General features: G+C 68.4%; 24 protein-coding genes. 1 reads left to right on the top strand and 23 read right to left on the bottom strand.

From position 1 onward, the window contains the following. Positions 1–64 precede the first annotated feature (64 nt). The 5 genes from L5G32_RS04540 to rpsP form a co-directional block, all read right to left on the bottom strand. Positions 65–1,351: a hypothetical protein gene (locus tag L5G32_RS04540; RefSeq protein ID WP_237009833.1), complete on the bottom strand. Its 1,287-nt coding sequence runs from the start codon at positions 1,349–1,351 to the stop codon at positions 65–67. 92 nt (positions 1,352–1,443) lie between these two features. After that, positions 1,444–2,127: a tRNA (guanosine(37)-N1)-methyltransferase TrmD gene (gene trmD, locus L5G32_RS04535; RefSeq protein WP_237009832.1), complete on the bottom strand. Its 684-nt coding sequence runs from the start codon at positions 2,125–2,127 to the stop codon at positions 1,444–1,446. Positions 2,128–2,131: 4 nt separating this feature from the next. Next, a complete protein-coding gene (gene rimM / locus L5G32_RS04530) occupies positions 2,132–2,668 on the bottom strand; it encodes a ribosome maturation factor RimM (protein WP_237009831.1) in 537 nt (178 codons plus the stop codon). A gap of 13 nt (positions 2,669–2,681) precedes the next feature. Beyond that, on the bottom strand, positions 2,682–2,924 hold the full coding sequence (locus tag L5G32_RS04525) for an RNA-binding protein (RefSeq protein WP_237009830.1): 243 nt from the start codon (positions 2,922–2,924) through the stop codon (positions 2,682–2,684). Next, positions 2,921–3,406 carry a 30S ribosomal protein S16 gene (rpsP, locus tag L5G32_RS04520; RefSeq protein ID WP_237009829.1) on the bottom strand — a complete coding sequence of 162 codons (486 nt, stop codon included), beginning with the start codon at positions 3,404–3,406 and terminating at the stop codon, positions 2,921–2,923. Before rpsP ends, L5G32_RS04525 begins: the two co-directional genes overlap by 4 nt. Before the next feature lie 303 nt (positions 3,407–3,709). Between rpsP and L5G32_RS04515 the strand changes: the two genes are divergently transcribed. Beyond that, positions 3,710–4,366 (top strand): hypothetical protein, encoded by a 657-nt coding sequence (locus L5G32_RS04515; RefSeq protein ID WP_237009828.1) that lies wholly within the window; start codon positions 3,710–3,712, stop codon positions 4,364–4,366. A 167-nt stretch (positions 4,367–4,533) separates the two neighbouring features. On the opposite strand, the gene L5G32_RS04510 is transcribed toward L5G32_RS04515, so the two are convergent. The 18 genes from L5G32_RS04510 to L5G32_RS04425 all read right to left on the bottom strand — a co-directional run bounded on the left by L5G32_RS04510 (position 4,534) and on the right by L5G32_RS04425 (position 24,234). Next, complete coding sequence (locus tag L5G32_RS04510) at positions 4,534–5,604, bottom strand: amidohydrolase family protein (protein ID WP_237009827.1); 1,071 nt, start codon at positions 5,602–5,604, stop codon at positions 4,534–4,536. A gap of 11 nt (positions 5,605–5,615) precedes the next feature. Continuing rightward, positions 5,616–7,190, bottom strand: coding sequence for a signal recognition particle protein (gene ffh, locus L5G32_RS04505; protein ID WP_237009826.1), 1,575 nt, complete (start codon positions 7,188–7,190; stop codon positions 5,616–5,618). A gap of 42 nt (positions 7,191–7,232) precedes the next feature. After that, positions 7,233–7,631 carry a DUF2752 domain-containing protein gene (locus L5G32_RS04500; RefSeq protein WP_237009825.1) on the bottom strand — a complete coding sequence of 133 codons (399 nt, stop codon included), beginning with the start codon at positions 7,629–7,631 and terminating at the stop codon, positions 7,233–7,235. Positions 7,632–7,640: 9 nt separating this feature from the next. Next, entirely contained in the window at positions 7,641–8,180 is a 540-nt protein-coding gene (locus tag L5G32_RS04495; RefSeq protein ID WP_237009824.1) for an NINE protein, read from the bottom strand. Between the two features lie 86 nt (positions 8,181–8,266). Continuing rightward, a complete protein-coding gene (locus L5G32_RS04490) occupies positions 8,267–10,642 on the bottom strand; it encodes a [protein-PII] uridylyltransferase (protein ID WP_237009823.1) in 2,376 nt (791 codons plus the stop codon). Further along, positions 10,617–10,955: a P-II family nitrogen regulator gene (locus L5G32_RS04485; RefSeq protein WP_237009822.1), complete on the bottom strand. Its 339-nt coding sequence runs from the start codon at positions 10,953–10,955 to the stop codon at positions 10,617–10,619. Before L5G32_RS04485 ends, L5G32_RS04490 begins: the two co-directional genes overlap by 26 nt. A gap of 69 nt (positions 10,956–11,024) precedes the next feature. Then, positions 11,025–12,359, bottom strand: coding sequence for an ammonium transporter (locus L5G32_RS04480; RefSeq protein ID WP_237009821.1), 1,335 nt, complete (start codon positions 12,357–12,359; stop codon positions 11,025–11,027). A 149-nt stretch (positions 12,360–12,508) separates the two neighbouring features. Further along, a complete protein-coding gene (locus L5G32_RS04475) occupies positions 12,509–14,128 on the bottom strand; it encodes an acyl-CoA dehydrogenase family protein (RefSeq protein ID WP_237009820.1) in 1,620 nt (539 codons plus the stop codon). Further along, positions 14,125–14,703, bottom strand: coding sequence for a TetR/AcrR family transcriptional regulator (locus L5G32_RS04470; RefSeq protein ID WP_237009819.1), 579 nt, complete (start codon positions 14,701–14,703; stop codon positions 14,125–14,127). Before L5G32_RS04470 ends, L5G32_RS04475 begins: the two co-directional genes overlap by 4 nt. A gap of 145 nt (positions 14,704–14,848) precedes the next feature. Next, positions 14,849–16,270: a signal recognition particle-docking protein FtsY gene (gene ftsY / locus L5G32_RS04465; RefSeq protein WP_237009818.1), complete on the bottom strand. Its 1,422-nt coding sequence runs from the start codon at positions 16,268–16,270 to the stop codon at positions 14,849–14,851. Between the two features lie 14 nt (positions 16,271–16,284). Continuing rightward, positions 16,285–19,878: a chromosome segregation protein SMC gene (gene smc / locus L5G32_RS04460; RefSeq protein WP_237009817.1), complete on the bottom strand. Its 3,594-nt coding sequence runs from the start codon at positions 19,876–19,878 to the stop codon at positions 16,285–16,287. 25 nt (positions 19,879–19,903) lie between these two features. After that, positions 19,904–20,182: an acylphosphatase gene (locus tag L5G32_RS04455; protein ID WP_237009816.1), complete on the bottom strand. Its 279-nt coding sequence runs from the start codon at positions 20,180–20,182 to the stop codon at positions 19,904–19,906. 4 nt (positions 20,183–20,186) lie between these two features. Next, positions 20,187–20,594 (bottom strand): OsmC family protein, encoded by a 408-nt coding sequence (locus L5G32_RS04450; protein WP_237009815.1) that lies wholly within the window; start codon positions 20,592–20,594, stop codon positions 20,187–20,189. A gap of 94 nt (positions 20,595–20,688) precedes the next feature. Continuing rightward, positions 20,689–21,225, bottom strand: coding sequence for a GNAT family N-acetyltransferase (locus L5G32_RS04445; RefSeq protein WP_237009814.1), 537 nt, complete (start codon positions 21,223–21,225; stop codon positions 20,689–20,691). Between the two features lie 23 nt (positions 21,226–21,248). Next, the gene (gene mutM, locus L5G32_RS04440; RefSeq protein ID WP_237009813.1) at positions 21,249–22,106 is read right to left on the bottom strand and encodes a bifunctional DNA-formamidopyrimidine glycosylase/DNA-(apurinic or apyrimidinic site) lyase; all 858 of its coding nucleotides are present in this window, start codon (positions 22,104–22,106) and stop codon (positions 21,249–21,251) included. A 6-nt stretch (positions 22,107–22,112) separates the two neighbouring features. Next, a complete protein-coding gene (gene rnc, locus L5G32_RS04435) occupies positions 22,113–22,856 on the bottom strand; it encodes a ribonuclease III (RefSeq protein WP_237009812.1) in 744 nt (247 codons plus the stop codon). Beyond that, complete coding sequence (locus L5G32_RS04430; protein WP_372491633.1) at positions 22,853–23,404, bottom strand: YceD family protein; 552 nt, start codon at positions 23,402–23,404, stop codon at positions 22,853–22,855. Before L5G32_RS04430 ends, rnc begins: the two co-directional genes overlap by 4 nt. Before the next feature lie 35 nt (positions 23,405–23,439). Continuing rightward, positions 23,440–24,234 carry a DivIVA domain-containing protein gene (locus tag L5G32_RS04425; RefSeq protein ID WP_237009811.1) on the bottom strand — a complete coding sequence of 265 codons (795 nt, stop codon included), beginning with the start codon at positions 24,232–24,234 and terminating at the stop codon, positions 23,440–23,442. Positions 24,235–24,255: the final 21 nt, after the last annotated feature.

The following is a 24,255-nucleotide window of genomic DNA, read 5'->3' as shown; positions in this document are numbered from 1 at the left end:
AGATCTCCGCTCGGAGACGAAATCGCCTCGGTGCCCGGCCCGTGAGGTCCAACCACAGGTCAGGTCACAGGGTCGGGTCGAGTTCCTGGTCTGCGTCGTCGCGGACGCCGCCGACCTCACCGTCCACCGCGACGTCACGCTCGTCGCCGGACTCGACCGGCGGTGGCAGGACGGCAGGCGTGACGAGCGGCGCGGTGCCGAGGAGCAGTTCCCCCTCCCTCGCCGACCGGAGGTAGTCGGCCGCGGTGTGCTCCTCGTCGTCTTGTCGGCGAACCGCGCCGGGCCCCATCGCCGGGCTCGCTCCCGTCCCGCGAGACGCCGCACTCGCCGCCGACGACTGCGCCGCCGTGGGCGATCCGTAGGCGATCGGTCTCGCCGTCCCCGCCGTCTGGGACTGTGGGGATCCGGCCGCGACCGATGGCGACGCCGTCCCACCGAGCCCCGGAATCGGCATTCCTCCGGGCACGATCGTGCCCGGCGTCGTCGGCGAGAGCCCGTCTCCGTCTCGCACAGGGGTAGAGACCGTGCGCGCCGACGTACCGACCACGGAGCCGGACACGCCTGATCCTGCTGGCCCCGATCCGCCCGGACCCGGTCCCGTCGGACCCGATCCCGCAGGCGCCGAACCCGTCGGACCTGAGCCGGTCCCGGCGGTGGCGGTCGGCGACGTCGCCTGCCCCACACCGTTCGACGCGGCATCGCCGGCGGTCGACGGCGCCGATGACGGGCTCGCGGCCGGCTGCGGTGCGGCCGGGTCCGATCCTGCTGCTCCGAGCGTCGACGCTCCGGAATCGTTCGACACGCCCGCACCCGACGCCTGGACGGCGCTCGTTCCCGGCACAGTGGGCACGGTAGCCGCCGAATTCGGGTCCGAGGTCGTACCCGGCCCGCCGGTGCGTTCAGCGCCCGAACTCGGCCCGCTCGGGTCGGCGATCCCGGTGGTGCTCGACGACATCGGAATGTTGTAGCTGCCCGCCATCATGGCGTGCACTGCGGTCCGCGCTGCGATGCGTATCTCGGGCGTCCGCGTCGCCCCGGTGAGCGCTGCGATCCGCTCGCGCTGCGCGATGCTGGCCGCGAGAGCGCCCGCCGCATCGTCGAGTGCGCCTGCCCCGGACTCCAATCCCGCGACCGACGTCTGCACGTGTGTTCCGAGCGCCACGCCGGCAGTCGTCGATGCGTCGGCCGCAGCGCCGGAGAGCACGCCTTGCGACGCGAACACTGTGACGAGCCGCTCGCCGACGGCTTTCGCCGCGGTGACGATGCGACGGATCTCTGCGGCGTCGCCCGCCGCGGCGCCTGCGTCCATGGAGTCGATGCGCGCCAGAGTCTGCTCGATGTCCGTCCACACGGTGCCCACATCAAGTCAGACGCACCGGACCCGAATTCGGTTCCACGACACGCGGAGGACTCTCGGGGACGATCTCGGGGATTGGGGCCGCGCTACTCGTCGGGAAGGAGGTTGGGACGACGTTCCCTGGTGCGCTCGAGCGACTGTTCGCGTCGCCACTGAGCTACCTTGCCGTGGTCGCCCGACAACAGAATCGGCGGGACTTCGAGGTCGCGCCACAGTTTCGGACGGGTGTAGCTCGGGCCTTCGAGAAGGCCGTCCGAGAACGAATCATCTTGGTGCGACTGCGGATTCCCGATCACGCCGGGAATCAGCCGGGTGGTGGCCTCCACCATGGCGAGTACCGCGACCTCGCCGCCGATGAGGACGAAGTCGCCGAGCGAGACCTCCTCGACACGGACGCGGCGCGCCGCGTCGTCGAACACTCGCTGGTCGATGCCTTCGTAGCGTCCGCACGCGAAGACGAGATGATCCTCGGCGCTCCACCGCTCTGCGGTCTCCTGGGTGAAGGGCCGCCCGGCCGGAGTCGGAACGACGAGCAACCCGTCGTCCGGGCACACCGCGTCGAGCGCTTCGCCCCATACCTGCGGTTTCATCACCATGCCTGGTCCGCCGCCGTACGGGGCGTCGTCGACGCTGTGGTGGACGTCGTACGTCCACTGCCGCAGGTCGTGGACACCGAACTCGAGGAGACCTGCCTCCACTGCCTTGCCCAGCAGCGCGGCCTTCAGTGGTTCCAGATACTCGGGAAAGATCGTGACGACGTCGATCCGCACGCGATCAGTCCCGATCCGAGACTGCCGCGTCGAGGTCGAGGAGGCCTTCGGGCGGATCGATCTCGATGAGCTCGGGGGTCACCGTCGGCACCATGGCGCGAACGAACGGCACGAGGACTTCCCGCTTGTCGGCGGCGCGGACGGCGAGGACGTCGCCGCCCGGCAGGTGGAGAATCGACTCCAGTACGCCGACGTCGACGCCGTCGACGGTCACGACTCGTGCGCCTTCGAGTTCGTGGTCGTAGAACTCGTCCGGATCGTCTCCCGAATCGACGTCCGCGGCATCGACGACGAACAACGTGCCGCGCAGTGCGTCGCCCGCCGTGCGATCAGCGACGCCCTTCAACGACAGCAACAGCCGCCCGGAATGATTCCGGGCGGCTGTCACCGTGTATTCAGTCGATCCTGCGCTCTTCGGAGCACGCCCGATCAGGCGTGCGCCGACAGCGAATCGGGTCTGCGGATCGTCGGTGCGGACATCGACGACGAGTTCCCCGCGGACACCGTGCGTCTTGACGACGCGACCGACGACGAGATCCATCGAGACGGACTCGTCAGCGATCTGTGTCGACGATGTCGACGCGCATCCCGCGGCCACCGATACCGGTGACGAGGGTGCGCAGAGCGGTCGCGGTGCGACCGTTGCGACCGATCACCTTGCCGAGATCCTCGGGGCTCACATGAACCTCGACCATCCGGCCGCGGCGACCGGTGATCAGGTCTACGCGAACGTCATCGGGGTTCGCGACGATTCCGCGGACCAGGTGCTCTACTGCGTCAGCGACGACAGTGCTCACGCCTGCGCCTTGTCCTCGCCGGACTTCTCGTCAGCGGCCTTCTCCTCGGCAGCAGGAGCCTCGGCGGCTGCGTCGTCGGCCTTCTCCTCGGCCTTCTTGTTCTTCTTCTTCGCGGTGGTGGCCGCGGCGGCAGGCTCGTTCTCGGCTGCGGCGAGCGCGGCGTTGAACAGGTCGAGCTTCGAGGTCTTCTCGGCCTTGGTCTTGAGGGTGCCCTCGGTGCCCGGGAGGCCCTTGCTCTTCTGCCAGTCACCGGTCACCTTGAGGATGGCGGCGACGGGCTCGGTCGGCTGTGCGCCGACACTCAGCCAGTACTGAGCGCGCTCCGAGTCGACCTCGATCAGCGACGGCTCTTCCTTCGGGTGGTACTTGCCGATGGTCTCGATGACGCGGCCGTTGCGGCGGGTACGCGCGTCAGCGACGACGATGCGGTACTGGGGATTGCGAATCTTGCCCAGTCGGGTCAGCTTGATCTTGACAGCCATGTCGGCGTCTCCTTGTGTCACAGCGCAATTCAGCGACCCGACGATTGTCGACGAGCCCGGTTTTGCGATCTCTTACGGGGTGACCGTCGGCCGGCCGTGGCCGGTTCGACGAACCAGCGTTGAATTCTGCCAGAGTCGAGGCGCTTACCCAAACCGGGCCGCCGCCGATCCCGATTCCCGAAGTCTCCGACATGTCGTTCACATGCGCGAATCCCGTCTCGCCGACCGATGCCGGTAGCGTGGCACCGAACATCGGCGCTTCGACGGAGAGCGCCGCGCGACGATCCGGAGACCAACGAGCCCATGCTGCACGCTTTGTCGTTCGCATTCATCGACTCGGTCAACGTCCTCCTGATCGGTGTCCTCGTCGCGCTCGCGATCATGGCCGCCCCCGGCCAGTACCGGCGGATCTCTCCCCTGCTGCTGCTCGGCGACTGGCTCGGCGTCCTCGTCTTGGCCCTGATCGTCCTCCTCGCCTTCGACGGACTGCAATCGATCGTCGATGCGGTGATCTCGTCCCCGCTGTTCGGCATTCTGCTGATCTTGACGGCCCTGCTGACGGCGGTCCTGACCTGGCGCGGCGGCGACTCGTCCGATCTCGTCGACCGAATCCTCACCCCACTGCGAAGTCCGTCGCCGCTGACGGTGTTGGTCGGGTTCATCCTCGGTGTCATCCAGTCGGCGACGTCCGTCCCGTTCTATGCCGGGCTCGCCGTCCTGTCGGCCAGCGACGTCGACACGCTGCACCGCTACCTGGGCCTGCTTCTGTACGCGACCGCCGCGCTGAGCCTGCCGTTGCTCGCCGGACTCGCCCTGGTCGTGGTGCGGGCTCGACCGCATTCGTGGATCGGCCGACTGTTCGCCCGCGCACGAACCAATCGAGACCAGGTCACCCGCTGGGCCGGCTGGCTGGTCACCGTGCTGCTTCTGGTGATCGGCATCGCCCAGATCCTTTCCTGAGGGGGTCGCGGCTCCGCTCGACCAGCAGGGTCTCGACTCCGCTCGACCAGCGAAGCTGTCTCAGCAGACTCCGCTCGACCAGCGAAGCTGTCTCGCAGACTCCGCTCGATCAGCGAAGGTCTCGACTCCGCTCGACCAACGAAGGGCGCTCGACCAGCGGGAAAGGCCTAGGCCAGTTTCTCGCCCGAGCACACGATGTGGACGGGGCGACGCAGCGTGGACAGGTCCTCGCCGGGGTCGGCGTCGAGGACCAGGAAGTCGGCGCGAGCGCCCTCAACGATGCCCGCGACGCCCAGCCAGTCGCGGGGCCCGGTGGACGCCGCGGCGACCGCCTCGGACGCCGAGAGCCCGATTCCGGTCAATGCGTCGATCTCGTCGACGATCCGCCCGTGCTCGATGGTGCCGCCTGCGTCGGTGCCCGCGTAGATCCGCACGCCGGCCTCACGCGCCTTGCCGATCACGTCACGACCGCGCGCATACAGCGAGCGCATGTTGGCCTGATAGTCGGGATACTTGTCGGCGCCGTCTGCGATCTCGGGGAACGTGTCGAGTTGAATGAGCGTCGGCACCAGCGCGATGTCGCGGCGCACCATCTCGTCGATGAGGTCTTCGTCGAGTCCGCTGCCGTGTTCGATGGAGTCGAAGCCCGCACCGATGATGTCGGGCAGCGCATCGGAACCGAAGACGTGCGCGGTGATGCGGGCGCCGTTTTCGTGAGCGGCCGCGACGGCGGCGTCGAGTTGCCCGCGCGTCCACAGCGGCCGCAGGTCGCCCACGCTGCGATCGATCCAGTCGCCGACGAGTTTGACCCACCCGTCGCCTGCCCTCGCCTGCGTCGCCACTTCCTGGGCGAGCGTGTCGGGGTCGTCGAGCTCGACGCCGTAGTCGCGCAGATACCGCTTGGGGCGCGCGATGTGCATCCCCGCCCGCAGAAACTGCGGACAGCGAGGATCGTCGTCGAGCGGGTGGGTGTCGACCGGTGAGCCGACTTCGCGGATGAGCAACGTCCCCGCGCGCACGTCCTGGTACGCCAGTCCGCGCGCCTGGTCGATGGTCACCCCGAGCCCCGGGGCGATCCCCACGTGGTTGTGGGCGTCGACGAGGCCGGGAACGATCCAGCCGCCGTCGACGGCGGTCTCCGCTCCCGCGATCTCCTCCATCGAGATCACCCCGTCGGACACCCAGAACTCCAGCGGTCGACCGGTGAACGGGTCGGTGCCTGCGAAACGCTGCGGCACGGCTCAGACTCCTATTTCTTCGGGAACTTCAGCTCGTCGAGGTCGATGCCTTCCAAGCCGGGAGGCAACTGGTCGAGCCCGGGCGGCATGTTCGACAGGTCCATGCCCGCGGGCAGCCCCATCCCCGGCGGCATCCCCGGGAATCCGCCGCCGCGCATCCCCTTCGGCGGCGTCGGTCCGCGCCCCTTGCCTTTGCCCTTCTTGCCCTTCTTGCCCTTGCGGTTGTTCTTCCGCTGGTTGCCGCCCATGCCCATCCGGCCGGACATCTGCGACATCATCTTGCGCGCCGAGAAGAAGCGGTCGACGAGCTGGTTGATGTCGGTGACGGTGACACCCGAGCCCTTGGCGATGCGGATACGACGCGACGCGTTGATGATCTTCGGGTTCTCGCGCTCGGCCGGCGTCATGCCGCGAATGATCGCCTGAATCTTGTCGAGCTGCTTGTCGTCGACCTGCGACAGGGCATCCTTCATGTCGCCTGCGCCCGGCAGCATGCCGAGCAGGTTCCCGATCGGACCCATCTTGCGGATCATCAGCATCTGCTGCAGGAAGTCGTCGAGAGTCAGCTCGCCTTGGCTGATCTTCTCCGCGGTCCGCTGCGCGTCGGCCTCGTCGAAGTGTTGTTCGGCCTGCTCGATCAGGGACAGGACGTCGCCCATGCCCAGGATGCGGCTCGCCATCCGGTCCGGGTGGAAGACGTCGAAGTCTTCGAGCTTCTCGCCGGTCGACGCGAACATGATCGGCCGACCGGTGATCTCGCGAACCGAGAGCGCGGCGCCGCCGCGGGCGTCGCCGTCGAGCTTGGTGAGGACCACGCCGGTGAAGTCGACGCCCTCGGCGAACGCCTGCGCCGTGGCGACCGCGTCCTGACCGATCATCGCGTCGAGGACGAACAGCACCTCGTCCGGGCTCGTCGCGTCGCGGATGTCGGACGCCTGCCTCATCAGTTCGGCGTCGATGCCGAGTCGGCCCGCCGTGTCGATGATGACGACGTCGTGCTGGCGCGATCGCGCCTGGTCGAGCCCGGCCTGCGCGACGGCGACCGCGGCCTGTGAGCCGTCGACTCCGAGGTCGCCTGCGCCACCGACCGAGGTTCCTGCGTGCGGTGCGAACACGGGGACGCCCGCGCGCTCACCGACGATCTGCAACTGCTGGACGGCGCCCGGACGCTGCAGGTCACATGCGACGAGCAGCGGTGTGTGGCCTTGACCGGCGAGCCAGTGCGACAGCTTGCCCGCGAGCGTCGTCTTACCGGCGCCTTGCAGTCCGGCGAGCATGATCACCGTCGGCGGTGTCTTCGCCAACTGGATACGACGGGTCTCGCCGCCGAGGATGCCGACGAGTTCCTCGTTGACGACCTTGACGATCTGCTGTGCCGGGTTCAGCGCCGCCGAGACCTCGGCGCCCTTCGCCCGCTCCTTGATCCGGCCGATGAATGCGCGGACGACGGGCAGTGAGACGTCGGCTTCGAGCAGTGCGAGCCGGATCTCCCGGGCGGTGGCGTCGATGTCGGCGTCGGTCAGTCGACCTTTGCCGCGCAAGTCCTTCAGCGCACCAGTCAACCGGTCAGAGAGGGATTCGAACATGCCTCCATCTTTCCACGTGCGAGGCGATCGGTGGCGGCTGCCTCACCCGGCGACGATCATCCGGGCGATCGCGTAGGCCATCCACACACCGACCCCGAGCAGGACGACGGGATGGGTGACGGCCTCCCGGAGGGCGAACGGGCCGCTGCCCCGCGCACGCCGCACGCCCATGACGACTGCCGACACCACGGCGAGAACGACGACGAACGGGCCGAACGCGTGGGCGGTCACTGCGGCCGAGAAGTCGCCGTGCATCGTGTAGACGAACGCACGCGTCAGACCGCACCCCGGACACGGCAGGCCGGTCAGATGCCGGAACGGACAGATCACCGGACCGTCCTCGACCGCAGACACCGGAATGCACGCCGCCGCGACGACCGCTGCCGCCCCGATGGAGGCCAACACCGTCGACTCGGCGACGCGCACAGTTCCGGTTCCCAATCGACAGCCCTAACGCAGTGCTCGGCCGTCGACGTCCGGGACGTTGCGCATTGCGATCAGGACCAGGTCGATGAGCGACCAGATGCCGCACCCGCCGAGAGTCAGCAGCTTCGCGACGCCGAGGCCCGTGTAACCGAGGTAGAACCGGTCGACGCCGATTCCACCGAGGAACAGAGACAGCAGCAGCGCGGTCATCCACTCTTTGTCCGAGAACACGCCGGGCAGCGACGACGCGGGCTGGTACTGCTGTCCGGTCGACGACCGGACGCCGTCTTCGGGCTTGAGCTGGCGGGCGCTCGCCATTTGGGCGAGGGTCGGGATGTCGAACGGCCCCTGCTCCTGGTCGAACGTACGGACGTAGAAGGTTCCGCCTACACCTGGTCCCGGAGGCATGCCGCCGGGGAACTGCGGCTGTCCACCGGGGTACTGCGGTGGCGGCCCCTGATACTGCTGGCCGCCGGGAATTTGCTGGCCGCCCGGGTACTGCTGGCCGGGCTGGCCGTCGGGGTACTTCGGGCCGCCGGGGAACTGCTCATTGGGATCTGTCATAGGTCAATGATCACCCACTCGGACGAGGATCCAACCACCAGAGCGGCGGGTTAATTCAATCAGACGACAGGTCGTCGCCCATCGGTTCAGCACACCGCCAGGACGGCCTTCGCCAGGGCCTCTCGAGCGTCGTCCGATCGCTCGGGAAGGGTGAGGCAGAAGGTGTCCACGGCCGTCGCGCCCATCGTCGCGACGCTCGCCCATGCGATGTCGAGACCCGCCTGCTCGAGTTCGCCTGCGACCCGCGCGAGGAGACCTGCGTCGTCGCGGCTCCGCAACTCCAGCAAGTCCTGCCCCGGCTGGTCGGCGCCCAACCACCGCACGCGCGGCGGCGCCGCGATCCGTGACGCCGGAACCGCCGCGTCTCCGACTCGAGCCGCGGCCCCGCGCTCGGCGGTCCGTTTCGCGAGGACGGCGTGAATGTCGAGACCCCCGTCGACGGCCGCTGCCAGTCGCTGCCGCAGCAGGACCGCATCGGGCGGAGTCCCGAACGTCGGCATCACGACGAAGGTGTTGACGGCCGATCCGGCGTGTGTCCGGACCGTCGCCGAGTGCGCCTGCAGATCGGCCAACGCCAGGACCGCCGACATCTTCGACAGCACGCCCCGACCGTCGGGCGCGATCATCGTCACGCTCGTCATGTTCGGACCACCGGCGCGCGCCGAGTGCACCTGGACGCCACCGGCCTCGGCGAGGGCCGAGATCTCCGGGGCGAGCGGTTCGGGTCGAGGAGTCTCGTGGCCGCCGAGATGGTCGACGACGCGGTCGACGAGGCCGCCGATGAGCGTCGCCTTCCAGTCGTTCCACACACCCGGACCGGTGGCCCGAGAGTCCGCTTCGGCGAGGGCGCCCAGCAGTTCCACGAGGACGCGGTCGCCGCCCACCTGGTCGGCGACCCACGCGATGGTCTCCGGCGCGGTCACGTCGCGGCGGGTGACCACCGTGGGCAGGAGCAGATGGTGCCGGACCAGTTCGACGAGGATTCGCCGGTCGTCCGGCCACAGACCGAATCGGTCGGCGATCGGTCCGACGAGGTCGGCGCCGATCACACTGTGGTCGCCGCCCCGCCCCTTCCCGAGGTCGTGCAGCAACGCGCCCAACAGGAGCAGGTCGGGCCGCGCGACACTCGTCGTCAGGGCGCCCGCGTACGCGACCGCCTCGAGAAGATGCCGGTCGACGGTCCATGAGTGGATGGCGTCGCGCGGCGGCAGATCCCGGACCGCGGGCCACTCCGGGAGGATCGTCTCCCACAGTCCCGTCGCGTCCAAGGCCTCGACCGCGCCGACGACGTCGTCACCGGAAGCCAACAGCACCAACAGATCCGACAGGTCTTCGGCCGACCACGGCGTGGGGATCGCGGGCGCGTAGTTGGCGAGGCGAGCGAGCGCCTGGCCGTTGATCGGCAGGCGGTTGCGTGCCGACGCGCTCGCGACTCGTAGAACCAGCCCGGGATCCGTGCTCGGCATCGCGTTCTTCGCGAGCACCACCTCACCGCCGTGTTCCACGACGCCTTCGTCGAGCGGCCGACGCAACGGCATACGGCGCAGCTTGGACAGCCCGCGCCTGCCGACGGCGTTCTGGGCGGTCCGGAAACCGGCGTCGACGGCGTACGACGTCGTCCGTGCAGCGTGGGAGATGACCCGCGACAGGTCGAAGCGATCGCCGACGTCCAGGGCTGCGGCGATCTCGTCCGCGTCCTGTGCTCGGACCTGGTCGCGGGCTCGGCCGGCCACGAGGTGGAGTTCGGTCCGGACGGCGAGCAGATCGCTGTACGCCGTTCGCAACGGCGACTCCACGCGTCCCGGGTCGAAGCGCCCGAGTCCGTCGGTCAGTTGAGCGAAGGCCAACGCGTCGAGCAGTTGGATGTCGCGGAGACCGCCGCGTCCGTTCTTCAAATCCGGTTCGGCACGGTGCGCGATCTCGCCGGTCCGATCCCATCGGGCCCGAGCACTGTCGATCACTTCGGGCAGTCGCATCCGGGCCTCGGCTCGCCACAGACCACGCACCGACGACGTCATCAGCGAGGCGAGATCCGCGTCGCCGGCGATGAAGCGGGCGTCGAGCAGACCGAGCGCAGCCGTCACGTCTTCGCGCGCGACCTTCATCGCCTGCGGGACGGACCGGACGCTGTGGTCGAGCCCGATCCCGGCGTCCCAGATCGGGTACCAGAAGCCGTCGGCCACGTCGGCCAGCCGATCGGGGTGGCGGTCGTCGTGGACCAGGACCAGGTCGACGTCTGAGTATCCGACCATCTCGCGCCGCCCGAGACTTCCGACCGCCACCAACGCGAACCCGCCGCCGTCGACGACGCCGAGTTCGTCAGCGCGACCGGCGAGCCAGGCCTCCACGTGGTCGGCGAGCGCGTCGCGCAACGCCTGACCGTGCAGATCGCCCGACGCGAGCAGCGACGTCCGTCCGGCCGCGAGCGCCTCGGCGCTAGATCGCGTCGGGTCCGCGTTCACCGGTTCGCACCCGGATGATCGTGTCCACCGACGTCACCCAGACCTTTCCGTCACCGATCTTGCCCGTACGTGCGGATTCGACGATGGTCTCGGTGACCTGATCGAGGAGGTCGTCGTCGACGATCACCTCGATCCGCACCTTGGGGACGAAGTCGACGGCGTACTCGGCGCCCCGGTACACCTCGGTGTGGCCCTTCTGCCGTCCGTACCCCTGCACCTCGCTGACGGTCATGCCGACGATCCCGATCTGTTCGAGTGCGGCCTTGACGTCTTCGAGCGTGAACGGTTTGACGATTGCGGTGATCAGCTTCATTGTTTGACCCTTCCCTCTACTTCGAGCCTAATGCGCGAGTCACATGCGGCTGCAACATGTTCGGCGGAATCACGCGGTCTCATATGCACTCTCCGCGTGCTCAGCTGCGTCGATGCCGGTCAGTTCGGCTTCCCGATCGACCCGCCATCCCAGTGGCTTCAGAACGAATGCGATGGCCGTCGTCAGCACTGCGGTGAACGCGAGCGCGACGAGTGCGATGACAGTCTGAACCGCCAACTGTCGGGCGTCGTGACCGTAGAGCAGGCCGCTGTCCTTGGCGAGCAGACCGACGCCGACGGTGCCCCAGAGTCCGGCGACCAGGTGGACGCCGACGACGTCGAGCGAGTCGTCGAAGCCGAACTTGAATTTGAGGCTGATGGCGAGTGCGGCCAGGGCGCCTGCGATCAGACCGAGGAGCAATGAGCCGACCGGAGTCAGCGCGCCGCAGGCGGGAGTGATGGCCACCAGTCCGGCGACGACGCCGGAGGCGGCGCCGACGCTGGTCGCGTGCTTGTCGCGGAACCACTCGACTGTCAGCCAGCCGACCATCGCGGCAGCGGTCGCGGCGGCGGTGTTGATCCAGACGAGTCCCGCGGTGGCGTCGGCGGCGAGTTCCGAACCCGAGTTGAAGCCGATCCAGCCGAACCACAGCAGAGCCGCGCCGAGCATGACGAACGGAATGTTGTGCGGGCGGTACGCCGTCCGACCGAAGCCACGGCGACGTCCCACGACGAGTGCGAGGACCAGACCTGCCATACCGGCGTTGATGTGGACCACGGTGCCGCCCGCGAAGTCGATCGGCACGACGTTCGCCTCCCCGTCGGTAGACCCGAACATCCAGGACGCGAACCCGTCCTCCGAACCCGCCAGGAGTCCGCCGCCCCACACCATGTGCGCCAGCGGGAAGTAGACGATGGTGGAGAACAGCACGCTGAACACGACCCACGTCCCGAACTTGACGCGTTCGGCGACCGCACCGCTGATCAGTGCGACGGTGATCACCGCGAACGTCAGCTGGAACGCCATGAACACGATGGCCGGGATGCCGGTGGTCCCCCAGACGACGACCTGTGTCTCGCCGGCGACCTCGCGGGTCTGCGTCAGCTGGTCCGAGCCGAACAACGCGAACGGGTTCGCGAAGATGCCCGCGATGTCGCCGGTTCCGGTGAGTCCGTTGCCGAACGACATCGAGAAGCCCCACAGGATGTACACGATCGTCACCGCGCCGAGTGCGGCGAACGACATCATCATCATGTTGAGGACCGACTTCGCTCGGGTCAGTCCGCCGTAGAAGAACGCCAGTGCCGGTGTCATCAGGAGCACGAGTGCCGCGCTCATGATGACCCAGGCGGTGTTCCCGGTGTCGATTGGGCCGAACACATCGTCCGGCAAAGCTGCATTCACTTGGCGCAGGCCTCCTCACTCGTCGCTTGTCGACGTGTGAGGACGACTTTGTCGCTCTCAGGTTGCGCTGTCGGTCTCCCCGTGTTTCGCGGGCGTCAACCGTGAGCGCTGCAGGTTTCCAGTGCGTTACGCGCCTTCTGCGAGGTCCGTCATGCGCGCGCAGCGATCGCGGCCAGGTCCAGACGCGAGTCGAGCACGCCGTACATCTGTCCCGCGTCCTCGAGCCTGCCCGACACGAATGCGTCCGACACGGACGCTGGCGCCTGCCTGATCAGGATCGACGCCTGCAGCGCCAACGCCAACGATTCAGTGAGACGACGCGCGACGGCTGGGGCGCCCGCCGGGTCGGCGGCGACCTGCGCGACGAGCTTCCGCGTGCGTTCCACGTGCAGGTCGTAGGCGCGGTGCTCGCCGAGCGCGAGCTCGAACTCGCTGTCGAGGGCGTCCACCGACAGCGGGTCGCGGACCATCGCGCGTAGGACGTCGAGCGCGATGACGTTGCCGGACCCCTCCCAGACCGCCATGACGGGCTGCTCGCGGAATCGCCGTGCGAGCGGGAACGCTTCGGTGTAGCCGTTGCCGCCCAGGCATTCCAACGCCTCGTAGGCGTGGTTGGGGCCGCGCTTGCACACCCAGTACTTGCCGACGGCCGTGGCCAGCCGCCGGAACGCCTGCGACTGCTCGCTGTCGTCGTCGTAGGCCGCTGCCAGACGCATCGCCGTCCAGGTGGCGGCTTCGGCTTCCACCTGGAGATCGGCGATCACCGCGGTCATGGCGGGCTGGTCGATCAACGACGCGCCGAAGGCGGAGCGATGCCGGACGTGCCAGGCCGCTTCGGCGACCGACTGGCGCATCCCCGCGGCGCTGCCGAGTGCACAGTCCAGTCGCGTCTGGTTGACCATCTCGATGATGGTGCGGACGCCGGAGCCCTCGTCTCCCAGCCGCCAGCCGATCGTGTCGGCGAACTCGATCTCCGACGAGGCGTTCGCCTTGTTCCCCAGCTTGTCCTTGAGTCGCTGGATAGCGAAGACGTTCCGTGTGCCGTCGGGCAGCGTGCGCGGCACCACGAAGCAGGTCACTCCGGGCTCGGTCTTCGCGAGGACGAGGAAGGCGTCCGACTGTGGTGCCGAGCAGAACCACTTGTGTCCGGTGATCCGGTACGTCCCGTCGTCGTTCGCCACCGCGCGGGTGGTGTTGGCCCGCACGTCGGACCCGCCCTGCTTCTCGGTCATCGCCATGCCGAAGATCGCGGACTTCTTCGCCGGGTCGGTCAGCGACGGGTCGTAGTCGCGCGACAGCGTCCTCGGGATCCACTGCTCGGCGAGTGCGGAATCCACGCGCAGCGACGGGACCACGGCGTGCGTCATGCTGACCGGGCACGCGTGGCCGGGCTCGATCTGACCGAACTGCGTGAACATCGCGGCCCGCGCGACGTGGGCGCCGTTCCGGGGTTCGTCCCAACAGCTGGTGTGCGCGCCGTGCGCGATGGCGTCGCCGATGATCCGGTGATAGGCCGGGTGGAACTCGATCTCGTCGACCCGGCGCCCCCACCGGTCGTGGGTGTGCAGGACCGGCGTGATCGTGTTCGCGAGGTCGGCGTCCCGCTGGAAGTCGGCTCGTCCGACCAGCGCCCCGGCTTCGGCGAGGTCGACGCTCGCCCAGCCTGCGCCGTACGCGTCGACGGCTTCGACCATCGGCAGGTTGGTCGTGTATTCGTTCACGTCGACGCGCGGCGGCGCCTGATTGAAGACCTCGTGAGTGGCGGTCATCGCTTCTCCTTCTGTGGCGGGACGGCGCCGAGCGCGCGGAAGCAGAACGCCCGGGTAGTGGCGAGCAGGACGTCGGGGTCGTCGCCCGCGAGCGGCGACGTGTCGGGATTCAACGCTCCGACGAGCGACTCGGCAATGGCGCCGAGCAGAGCCGACGCGGCCACGCCCGCATCCTGGTCGACGAAGGTGCCGTCCGCGATCCCGTCGGCGATCACGCCTGCCCCGAGCGCGCGGTACCAGCGGCGCAGACGGAGGCGTTCGGCGTCGACCGTCGGGATCACCGGTTCGAACAGCAGGGACCACGCGAGGCGCCTGCCACGCAGGGCGCGGTCGGCGAACGTCGAGACCAGCGCGTCGAGTCGGTCGGCGGACCCTGCCGTGGCGTCGACTGCCGCCGCCACCTGCGCGTACTCGTGCTCCGCACTGTCGCGGAACACCTCGGCCAGGAGGGCGTCCCGATTGTCGAAGTACGAGTAGACCGATCCGACGCTGACGCCGCTTCCCGCCGCGATCGCCGCGACCGTCGCCGCCGAGAAGCCCGCATCGGCGACCAGACGGCGAGCGGACGCCAGCATAGCGGCACGTCTAGCGTGCGCGCTGCGCCGAGTCTGCTCGGTCGGGCGATACGGCACGGTCGCCTCCTGCGGTGAGAAATGAAACTCTGAACTCTGTTTCAATTCTTACCACGTGCGGGCGCGGAGGGTGACGAGACGAGTCGAGCTACAGCAGCGCCTCGACGAAAGCCTCCGGCTCGAACGGCGCGAGGTCGTCGGCGCCTTCGCCGAGACCGACCAGTTTGACCGGGACCCCGAGCTCTTCCTGAATGCGGAACACGATGCCGCCCTTGGCCGTGCCGTCGAGCTTGGTGAGGACGACGCCGGTGAGCGAGACCACCTCGGCGAACACCTTGGCCTGCATCAGACCGTTCTGTCCGACCGTCGCGTCGAGGACCAACAGAACCTCGTCGACGGCGACCTTCTTCTCCACGACGCGCTTGACCTTGCCGAGCTCGTCCATCAGGCCCGCCTTGGTGTGCAGGCGGCCCGCAGTGTCGATGAGGACGACGTCCACACCGTCGTCGATTCCCTTGCTGACCGCATCGAAGGCGACGGACGCCGGATCCGCGCTTTCCTTGCCGCGCACGATGCCCGCGCCGACCCGCTCGCCCCAGGTCTGCAGTTGGTCGGCGGCCGCCGCACGGAACGTGTCGGCCGCACCCAACGACACCCGACGACCGTCCGCGACGAGGACGCGCGCGAGCTTGCCGGTGGTCGTCGTCTTACCGGTGCCGTTCACCCCGACCACCAGGACCACGGCGGGGCCCTCCGCATGCGGCAGAGCCTTCACCGACCTGTTCAGTTCCGGACGCAGTTGTTCCACGAGGATCCGCTTGAGGGCAGCACGCGCATCGTCTGCGGTCCGCACCTTGCCCGCAGCCAGTTCTTCGCGAAGCTTCTCAACGACGGTCGCCGTGGTCGCCGTGCCGAGGTCTGCCATGACGAGCGTGTCCTCGATCTCCTCCCACGAGTCCTCGTCGAGGTCGCCCGCGCCGAGGAGTCCGAGAACGCTCGCGCCGATCGCGCCCTGCGACCGCGACAGCCGGCCCCGCAGGCGGGACAGGCGACCCTCGGTCGGCTCGATCTCGTCGAGCTCAGGCTCGGGAGCGGCTTCGGGTTCGGGGGCAGGCTCGGGTTCGGGCTCGGTTGTGGGAACGACCCCCGCTTCAGGTGCCGTCCCCGTCTCGTCAGCCGGAGTCTCCGCTGCCGACCCGGCCTCTTGTGTCCTCTCGTCCTGGGGCGCGACGTCGGTCGGCATTGCCTGCTCCGACTCCCGCGTGGGAACAGGGTCAGGTGCCGGCGCAGCCGGCGGCACAATCTTCGGCTCGGTCGCTGGCTTCGGCTCCGGTCGCTCCAGCGTCGCGGATCCGCTACCGCCCTGGCTGAAGTTGAATCCCGATCCCGCCTGATAGCCGCCGGATCTGTCGACCTGCCGGGTGGTGCCGTCGGCCGCGTCCATCTGGTCGGTCGTCTTCTCGCTGATCGAGATCCGCCGTCGGCGGTTGATCACGTAGCCGGCCACGCCGATCAGAACGATCAGTGCGACCACTCCGACGATGACGCCGATCAGGACTTTAGTACTCACAGGGAGGATGCCTTTCAGGTGGAGGTTGCGAGGTCGACTCCGCGGAGCCGTTGCGAGATGACCTGGGTGATTCCGTCGCCGCGCATGCTGACGCCGTACAGGGCGTCGGCGACTTCCATGGTCGCCTTCTGGTGGGTGATGACGATCAGCTGCGACTTCTCCCGCAACTGTTCGAACAAGCTGATGAGGCGACGCAGGTTCGCGTCGTCGAGAGCGGCTTCGACTTCGTCCATCACGTAGAAGGGCGACGGTCGGGCACGGAAGATCGCGACGAGCATGGCGACCGCCGTCAACGACTTCTCACCACCGGACAGCAGTGACAGTCGTTTGACCTTCTTGCCGGGAGGACGCGCCTCCACCTCGATGCCGGTCGTCAGCATGTCCGACGGGTCGGTGAGCACCAGGCGCCCCTCCCCGCCGGGGAACAGCGTGGAGAAGACCTGTGTGAACTCCTTCTCGACGTCCGCGTACGCATCGGTGAAGACCTGCAGGATGCGGGCGTCGACGTCGGCGACCACGTCGAGGAGATCGTCGCGGGCCTTCTTGACGTCTTCGAGTTGGGTCGAGAGGAACGTGTACCGCTCCTCCAACGCCGCGAATTCCTCGAGGGCAAGCGGATTCACTTTGCCGAGTGTCGTCAGGTCCTTCTGCGCCTTCTTCGCGCGGGACTCCTGCGTGGCCCGGTCGTACGGCATCGACGCAGGCGCGACGACCTGCTCGCCACGCTCCTTCGCCTGCTCGTACTCACGAAGCTCCAACTCGGACGGCGGCATCGGGACATCGGGGCCGTACTCGGCGACCAGATCGTCCGGCGCCATCGCGAACTGTTCGAGGATCTGTTCTTCGAGCTGCTCGATGCGCAGCGCCGCCTGTGCTTTCGCGATCTCGTCGCGGTGGACGGCATCGCGCAGCTGGTTCATGGTGGCGGTCAACTCGTCGACGAGTCGCCGCAACTCCTCGGCTTCGGCCGTTCGCGCCGCCTTGACCTGCTCGAGTTCGTCGCGTCCACGCGCGGCGTCGTCGGCGGCCCGCGCGACGGCCTGCGCGACCGACTCCCCGGCATCGACGACTGCGCCTGCGACGCCTGCCGCATAGCGTCGGGCTGCGTCCTGCCGCTTGATCCGCTCGCGGCTGGCGCGCTCGTTGACCGCGGCGCGGCGGAGACTCTCGGCTTTGCCGCGGACCGAGCCGAGACGTTCTTCGGCGGTTCGCAGAGTCAGTCGGGTCTCCACTTCCACCGACCGCGCCTCGGCGACCTCGGCGGCCGCGGCCTCGCGCATCTCGCTGTCCATGTCGGTGGCGGCGCCCGGGTCGTCGTTCTCGTCGCGCGCACGGGCCAGGCGTTCTTCCACTTCGGTGAGCGCGGTCAGGTTATCCGCGCGCCCTTCTTCTGCGAGACGCCGTTGGCGCGTCAGCCGGTCGGCTTCGGCGCGCGCGGCCCGAATCTCCATGCCGAGTCGGCCGAGTTGTTCGTACGCGGCCCCGACGTTCGCATCCGACTCGTTGAGGGCGGCGAGCGACCCCTCGGCAGCCTCGTGCGCCTGTTCTCGGGCTGCAGTCGCCGCGCCCAGTTCGTGCCTGGACTTCTCGACGGTCTTGCGAGCCGTCTCCAGGTCGGCCGCCGCGGTATCGATGGCGGCCTGCACTTCGAGGGTCGACGGACGCGTGGACGATCCGCCTTCGACGGCTGCCGCAGACATCCGGTCGCCATCGCCGGTCACCGCGACGAGTCCGTGCTCGATCGCCAGCGCGAGTCCCTGCTCGGGGTCGTCGACGATCACGACGTCGCCGAGCAGGACGTCGACCGCTCCCCTCACCGAATCCGGCACGTCGACGACGTCGCGCGCCCACACGACGCCGGATGGGACGTCGGGACGGTCGCTGCGCGCGCGCCCGGAGAGTCCGCCGACGATCAGTGCTGCGCGACCGCCGTCCCCGTCCCGGAGCGCGGCGAGCGCCCGGACCGCGGTGACGCCGTCGACGGTCGCGATCGCGTCGACCGCCGGTCCGAGAGCCAACGCGACCGCCGTCTCGTACCCGTCGTGCACGGTCAGCAGGTCCGACAGCGGGGACAGGAGTCCGTCCGCGGCATTCTCCTGCAGCCAGGCGCCGCCGTCACCGCGTTCGAGCCCCATCTCGAGGGCCTCGATCCGCGCGGTCAGGGACGCGATGGCGTGCTCGGCGTCGCGCTCGGTCTTCTCCACCGTGGTGACGGTCGAGCTGGTCGCCTCGAGCGCCGCCATGCAGCGTTCGTGGTGTTCGTCGAGGCCCTGTTCCCGCGACTCGAGTTCCGCGGTGACCGCGGCCTGCTCGTCGAGTCGGACCTGAGCGGTGTCGGCGCGCTCGTGCGCGGCTTCGATCGCGGTGGTGAGCCGGTCGGTCTCCGCGTCCACCGACTCGACTTTGGTACGCAGATTAGCGGCTTGCCCTTCGAGCCGGGCAAGCCCCTCGCGCCGGTCGGCGACGGCTTGGACCGCAGCCATGTGCGCCTGCTCGGCAGCGGCAGCGGCCTGTTCGGCAGCCTGCAGGGCAGCGGTCGCGTATTCGAGCCGTCCCGCGGCCTCTTCGACGGTCTCCTGGTGTTCGGCCTCGGTCATCGCGGCACGCTCGGCCTGCGCTTCGAGCTCTTCCGGGTCCGGTCCGGTCGGGGCGGCGGCCGGACTCGCCAAGTGCGTCGCACGCTCACCAGCCACCCGGCACGTGCCGTCGACGCGCTCCCGCAGCGTCGACAACTGGTGGAACACGCGTCCGGCTTCGGCGGCCGCAGGCGCGACCTGCGCCAGATGCTCTTGCGCCGCGGTCAGTGCGGTGGTCGCCTCGTCGAGCTGCGCGGCCACCTCGTCCTGCCGCGCACGGATCTCCTGCTCGGTGCTGCTGTGCTCGGCCATCTCCGAGCGTCGGACGACGAGGTCGTCGGCGGCCAAGCGCAGACGGGCGTCACGTAGGTCGGCTTGGACCGTCGCGGCCCGACGCGCGATCTCGGCCTGCCTGCCGAGCGGTTTGAGCTGGCGACGGAGTTCGGTGGTGAGGTCGGTCAGTCGCGCGAGGTTCGCCGCCATCGCGTCGAGTTTGCGGACTGCTTTCTCTTTGCGGCGGCGATGCTTGAGGACGCCGGCCGCCTCCTCGATGAAGGCACGGCGGTCTTCGGGCTTGGACTCGAGGATCGCCGACAGTCGTCCCTGGCCGACGATGACGTGCATCTCGCGGCCGATGCCCGAGTCTGAGAGAAGTTCCTGTACGTCCATGAGCCGGCAGGAACTGCCGTTGATCTCGTACTCGCCCGCACCGTCGCGGAACATCCGGCGCGTCACCGATACTTCGGAGTACTCGATCGGGAGGGCCCCGTCGGAGTTGTCGATGGTCAGCGTGACTTCGGCGCGGCCGAGGGGCGCACGACCCGAGGTGCCCGCGAAGATGACGTCGGCCATCTTTCCGCCGCGCAGCGCTTTGGCGCCCTGCTCGCCCATCACCCAGGTGAGGGCGTCGACGACGTTCGACTTGCCCGACCCGTTCGGCCCCACCACACAGGTGATGCCGGGCTCGAACCGCAGCGTCGTCGACGACGCGAACGATTTGAAACCCTTCAGGGTGAGGCTCTTCAGGTGCACGACCAGCGAGTCTACCTGCGGTGGGTCATCGCTCGACGAACCCGGCGTGGTCTCCGCGCGCCGATGCGAAGTCCTCGACGACGAGGTCGACGCGACCGGGAGTCTCCCCCGAACGCAACGCGGCGACCAGTGCGTCGAGCGCTTCGGGCGGCCCCTCGGCCACGACGTGCACCCTGCCGTCGGCGTGGTTCGACGCATAGCCGACCAGACCGAGCTCCAGCGCTCGGGATCGAGTCCACCACCGGAAGCCGACGCCCTGGACGCGCCCGTGCACCCAGGCGCTCAGCCGCTGCGACTCCCCCACGGGCTCAGTCCGTCTCGATGGCCAGCTCGACCTGGGCACCGGCCTTGATGGTCCGCCCGACGGTGCACACCTTCTCGACCGCCCGCTCCACGACGACCAGAAGTCGTTGGGCGGCTTCGGGATCGAGCTCGGAGAGGTCCACTTCGAGGGTCTCCGACAGCACCGGATACACCTCGTTCTCGCGGTCGGCGGCACCCGAGACCCGCACGGTGGCGTCGTAGTCGTCGCCGAGACGACGCGAGAGCGGCTTGTCCGACGACATCCCGGTGCAGGCCGCGAGTGCGATCTTCAGCAGTTCGCCCGGAGTGAACACACCGTCGACGTTCTCCGAACCGATCAGCACCTCGGCGCCGCGCGAACTCTGCCCCGTGTACCGCCGGGTTCCGGTGCGCTGCACCCACAGATCAGTCATGTCTGACCAGACTCCTCATGTCTTTCAAAACGAATGCTTCCCCCGTCGACAACTGCCTGCTCCGAGAGTTTGTTCCAACATACGGTCCGGAGTCTCAGAGCACGTACTCGAACAGATGGAACCGGCTCAAGTCCGTGCCCTCGTAGGCCACCGTGTGACATCCGAGATCGGTGAATCCGTAGCGCTCGTACAGCTTCCGCGCAGGGATGTTCTCGACGTAGGTGTCCAGCCGGACGGCCTTGCAGCCCTGCTCGCGGGCGACGTCGAGCGTCGCGTCCACCAGGAAGCGCGACACGCCCTGGCCGAGGCGGCCGGGGACGACGCCAAGCGCGTGGACGACGAGCACCTCGTCTGGCGCTGCCTCGACGGCCCACGCCGCATTCTGGTAGGCGTCCACGGCGTCGTGGTTGAGTACCGTGACCCCGGCGACCTCCCCGTCCTCGCCCAACGCGAGGTAGAGCTCACCGGCCGCGACCCAGCCGACGACCTCGTCCGGGGTCGGATGGTTCTCGGTATGCCAGTGGGGGAAATCAACGGTCTCGGCCAGGTGGCCGACGATCCGCCGGTAAGCCTGCTGCGCGGCTGCGGTGTCTCCGGACTCCGCTCGTCGGAAACTCAGGGTCGTGCTCAAATGGGTCCTTCTGTTGTTCGCGCTCAGCGCTTCCGCTGACACACCGGGCAGAAATGGCTCGACCGGTTCATGAACGACTCCCGTTTGATCGGGGTTCCGCACCGGGGGCACGGCTCGCCGTCCCGGCCGTAGACGTTCAGGCTCCGGCTGAAGTAGCCGGACTGCCCGTTGACGTTCACATACAGCTCGTCGAACGACGTGCCGCCGACTTCGATCGCCTCGGCCATCACTTGCGTCGCCGCGTCGACGACGCCCGCCAACCGAGCCTTAGACGTGCGGCCGGTCTTCTGCGCGCCGTGTACCTGTGCGCGCCACAGTGATTCGTCCGCGTAGATGTTCCCCACGCCGGACACGACGGTCTGGTCGAGCAGCGCGCGTTTGACCTCGGTGTCCTTGCGGCGCAGCACCGCCACCACTCGCTCCGGGTCGAACGCGTCCTCGAACGGGTCGGGCGCAATGTGCGCAACAGACTCCGGCACGGCTCGTCCCCCGACGGTGACCAGGTCGTCGATGTGCCAGCCACCGAAGGTCCGTTGGTCGACGAACCGGAGTTCACGACCGTCGTCGAGACCGACTCGGATACGCAGGTGCTTCTGATGCGGGACGTCGGCGTCGGTGATCAACAGTTGCCCGCTCATCCCGAGGTGAACCACGACGGCGACCTCGTCGGTCGCATCGGCTCCGGTGAGCCACAGGTATTTGCCTCGCCGCTCGACCGCGTCGAATCGCTTGCCGCGCAGTCGGTTCTCCAGATCCGTGGCGCCGCCGACATGCCGTCGGACCGCCCGCGGATGCAGAATCGACACGTCGGCGATCCGCCGCCCGGTGAGGTGCGGGGCCAGCCCGGACCGGATGGTCTCTACTTCGGGGAGCTCGGGCACGAGAAGCTAGCTGCTCGACGCAGCGCCGTCGTCCGCGCTGCCGACGAAGTCGGTGGCCTCGCTCAACTCACGCCACGCGAGCGCTGCCGCATTCTGTTCGGCTTCCTTCTTGGTCCGTCCACGGCCTTCGCCGAGCTCTCGTCCCGCGACGACGGCGACCGCCGTGAACTCCTTGTCGTGGTCGGGCCCGGTCGAGGTCACCTGATAGTGCGGCTGTCCGGCATTCTTCTCAGCCGACAGCTCCTGCAACGACGTCTTCCAGTCCAGGCCTGCGCCGAGTTCGCCTGCACGGGCGATGATCGGCTCGAACAGAGTCATGATGACTCGCTTGGCCTCCTCGATGCCGTGATCGAGGAACAATGCGCCGAACACCGACTCGAGCCCGTCGGCCAGGATGCTCTCCTTGTCGCGGCCGCCCGTCAGCTCCTCGCCGCGACCGAGGTGGATATGCGCGCCGAGACCGCCTTCGCCGAGTCCGCGGGCGACGTCGGCCAATGCGTGCATGTTGACGACGCTCGCGCGGATCTTGGCGAGCTCGCCTTCCGGCCGATCGGGAAATCCGACGTACAGACGTTCGGTGACGACGACGCCGAGCACCGCGTCTCCCAAGAACTCGAGCCGTTCGTTGGTCGGGAGCCCGCCGTTCTCGTACGCGTACGAACGGTGGGTCAGCGCCAGGGTCAGCAGCTCAGGGCCGATCTGGACACCGAGCGCGTCGAGCAGGACGCCGGGATCGGGTTGTTTGGTCATTCGCGGTCGTCCGGAGCCGGGTCGACCAGCTTGTCAGCGAGCTTGGCCCACCGAGGATCGATGATGTCGTGACCGTGGTCTGGTTCGGCGTCGGCGAGCCGTACGCCGCACACCTGACACAGACCAGGACAGTCCGGTCGGCACACCGGCGTCAACGGGAGCTCCGTGGCGATCGCATCGATGATGGTCTGCTCGAGGTCGATCTCCTCGTCGACGATCCGCTCGACGTCTTCGTCGTCGGTGGTCTTGTCGGTCTCCGAGTCCAGATATGCGAACAGCTCGGTCAGGTACACCGACACCGAGTCGTCCATCGGATCCAGGCAGCGACCGCACTGCCCCTGAGTGCCTGCACTCACTGTCCCGGACACGAGGACGCCCTCAGTGACCGACTCCAGTCGCAGGTCGAGCCGCACCGGAGAGTCGGCCGGGATGCCGATCATCTCCGCACCGATTCGATCGGGAGTGGTTACGGTGCGGTCGACCTCGACCATGGACCCGGCACGCCGCGGCACGCTGCGGACATCGATGACGAACGGTTTGACACTCACGTTCAGTGATTTTACGCGAGCACTCAACCGCTGTGTCAGCCCGCCATCTGCGCGGGACTGCGGTCGTCCTCGTGCGCGACGTCGACGCTGTGCGGGTACTCGACGTAATCGTGCATGCCTGCGCCGGTGCGAAGCTGCTGTCGACCGCGATTGACCGACCGCAGAGTTCCGGTCAGGACGTCTTCGAAGTCGGCGAGCTTGTCGTCGACGTAGATGTCGCATTCGCCGCGCAGGCGGTCCGACTCGGCATGTGCAGCGTCGACGATTCGCTCGGCCTCGCTCTTCGATGCGGCCACGATCTCCGAGTCGGAGACCAGTCGCTGCTGTTCGGCGATGCCGTCGGCGACGGACTTGTGGTAGCTGGAGTCGCCTGCCTCGACCACCCGTGCGGCTTCGGCGCGGGCACGGCCGGTCACGGCTTCGAACTCACGGTTCGCGCTGGTCTCCAGACGCTGAGCCTCTTCGGCTGCGGCGTCGACCGTGTGCTGCGCGTGGATGCCCGACTCGGCGACGATGCGCTCGGCCTTGGCCTCGGCTTCGGCCAGGATGCGATCCGACTCCGCCTTGGCGTGCGCGAGCATCGCCTCCGAGTCGTTCTCGGCTCCGGTGATCAATCGGTCGGACGTCTCACGAGCATTGCCGACGAGGGTGTCGCGCTCGTCCAGCACGTCCTGTGCGTCGTCGAGCTCGGCGGGCAGCGCATCGCGCAGATCGTCGAGCAGTTCAAGCACGTCGCCCCGAGGGACGAGGCAGCCTGCGGTCATCGGGACGGTGCGCGCCTCTTCCACGAGAGCGACGAGCTCGTCCAGCGCTTCGAATACGCGGTACACGGTTACTCCGATCCGGCACAA

It is taken from the genome of Gordonia zhenghanii, assembly GCF_021738965.1.
Classification (GTDB): Bacteria; Actinomycetota; Actinomycetes; order Mycobacteriales; family Mycobacteriaceae; genus Gordonia; species Gordonia zhenghanii.
This window is presented reverse-complemented; position numbering and strand designations above follow the sequence as displayed.

What these genes read in the sequence shown, in the direction of transcription:
- L5G32_RS04450 (WP_237009815.1), bottom strand. Translation starts at nt 20,594, where the DNA reads ATGACTGATCTGTGGGTGCAGCGCACCGGAACCCGGCGGTACACGGGG.
- L5G32_RS04470 (WP_237009819.1), bottom strand. Translation starts at nt 14,703, where the DNA reads ATGCTGGCGTCCGCTCGCCGTCTGGTCGCCGATGCGGGCTTCTCGGCG.
- rimM (WP_237009831.1), bottom strand. Translation starts at nt 2,668, where the DNA reads ATGGATCTCGTCGTCGGTCGCGTCGTCAAGACGCACGGTGTCCGCGGG.
- L5G32_RS04485 (WP_237009822.1), bottom strand. Translation starts at nt 10,955, where the DNA reads ATGAAGCTGATCACCGCAATCGTCAAACCGTTCACGCTCGAAGACGTC.
- L5G32_RS04475 (WP_237009820.1), bottom strand. Translation starts at nt 14,128, where the DNA reads ATGACCGCCACTCACGAGGTCTTCAATCAGGCGCCGCCGCGCGTCGAC.
- ffh (WP_237009826.1), bottom strand. Translation starts at nt 7,190, where the DNA reads ATGTTCGAATCCCTCTCTGACCGGTTGACTGGTGCGCTGAAGGACTTG.
- rnc (WP_237009812.1), bottom strand. Translation starts at nt 22,856, where the DNA reads ATGACCAAACAACCCGATCCCGGCGTCCTGCTCGACGCGCTCGGTGTC.
- rpsP (WP_237009829.1), bottom strand. Translation starts at nt 3,406, where the DNA reads ATGGCTGTCAAGATCAAGCTGACCCGACTGGGCAAGATTCGCAATCCC.
- L5G32_RS04495 (WP_237009824.1), bottom strand. Translation starts at nt 8,180, where the DNA reads ATGACAGATCCCAATGAGCAGTTCCCCGGCGGCCCGAAGTACCCCGAC.
- L5G32_RS04515 (WP_237009828.1), top strand. Translation starts at nt 3,710, where the DNA reads ATGCTGCACGCTTTGTCGTTCGCATTCATCGACTCGGTCAACGTCCTC.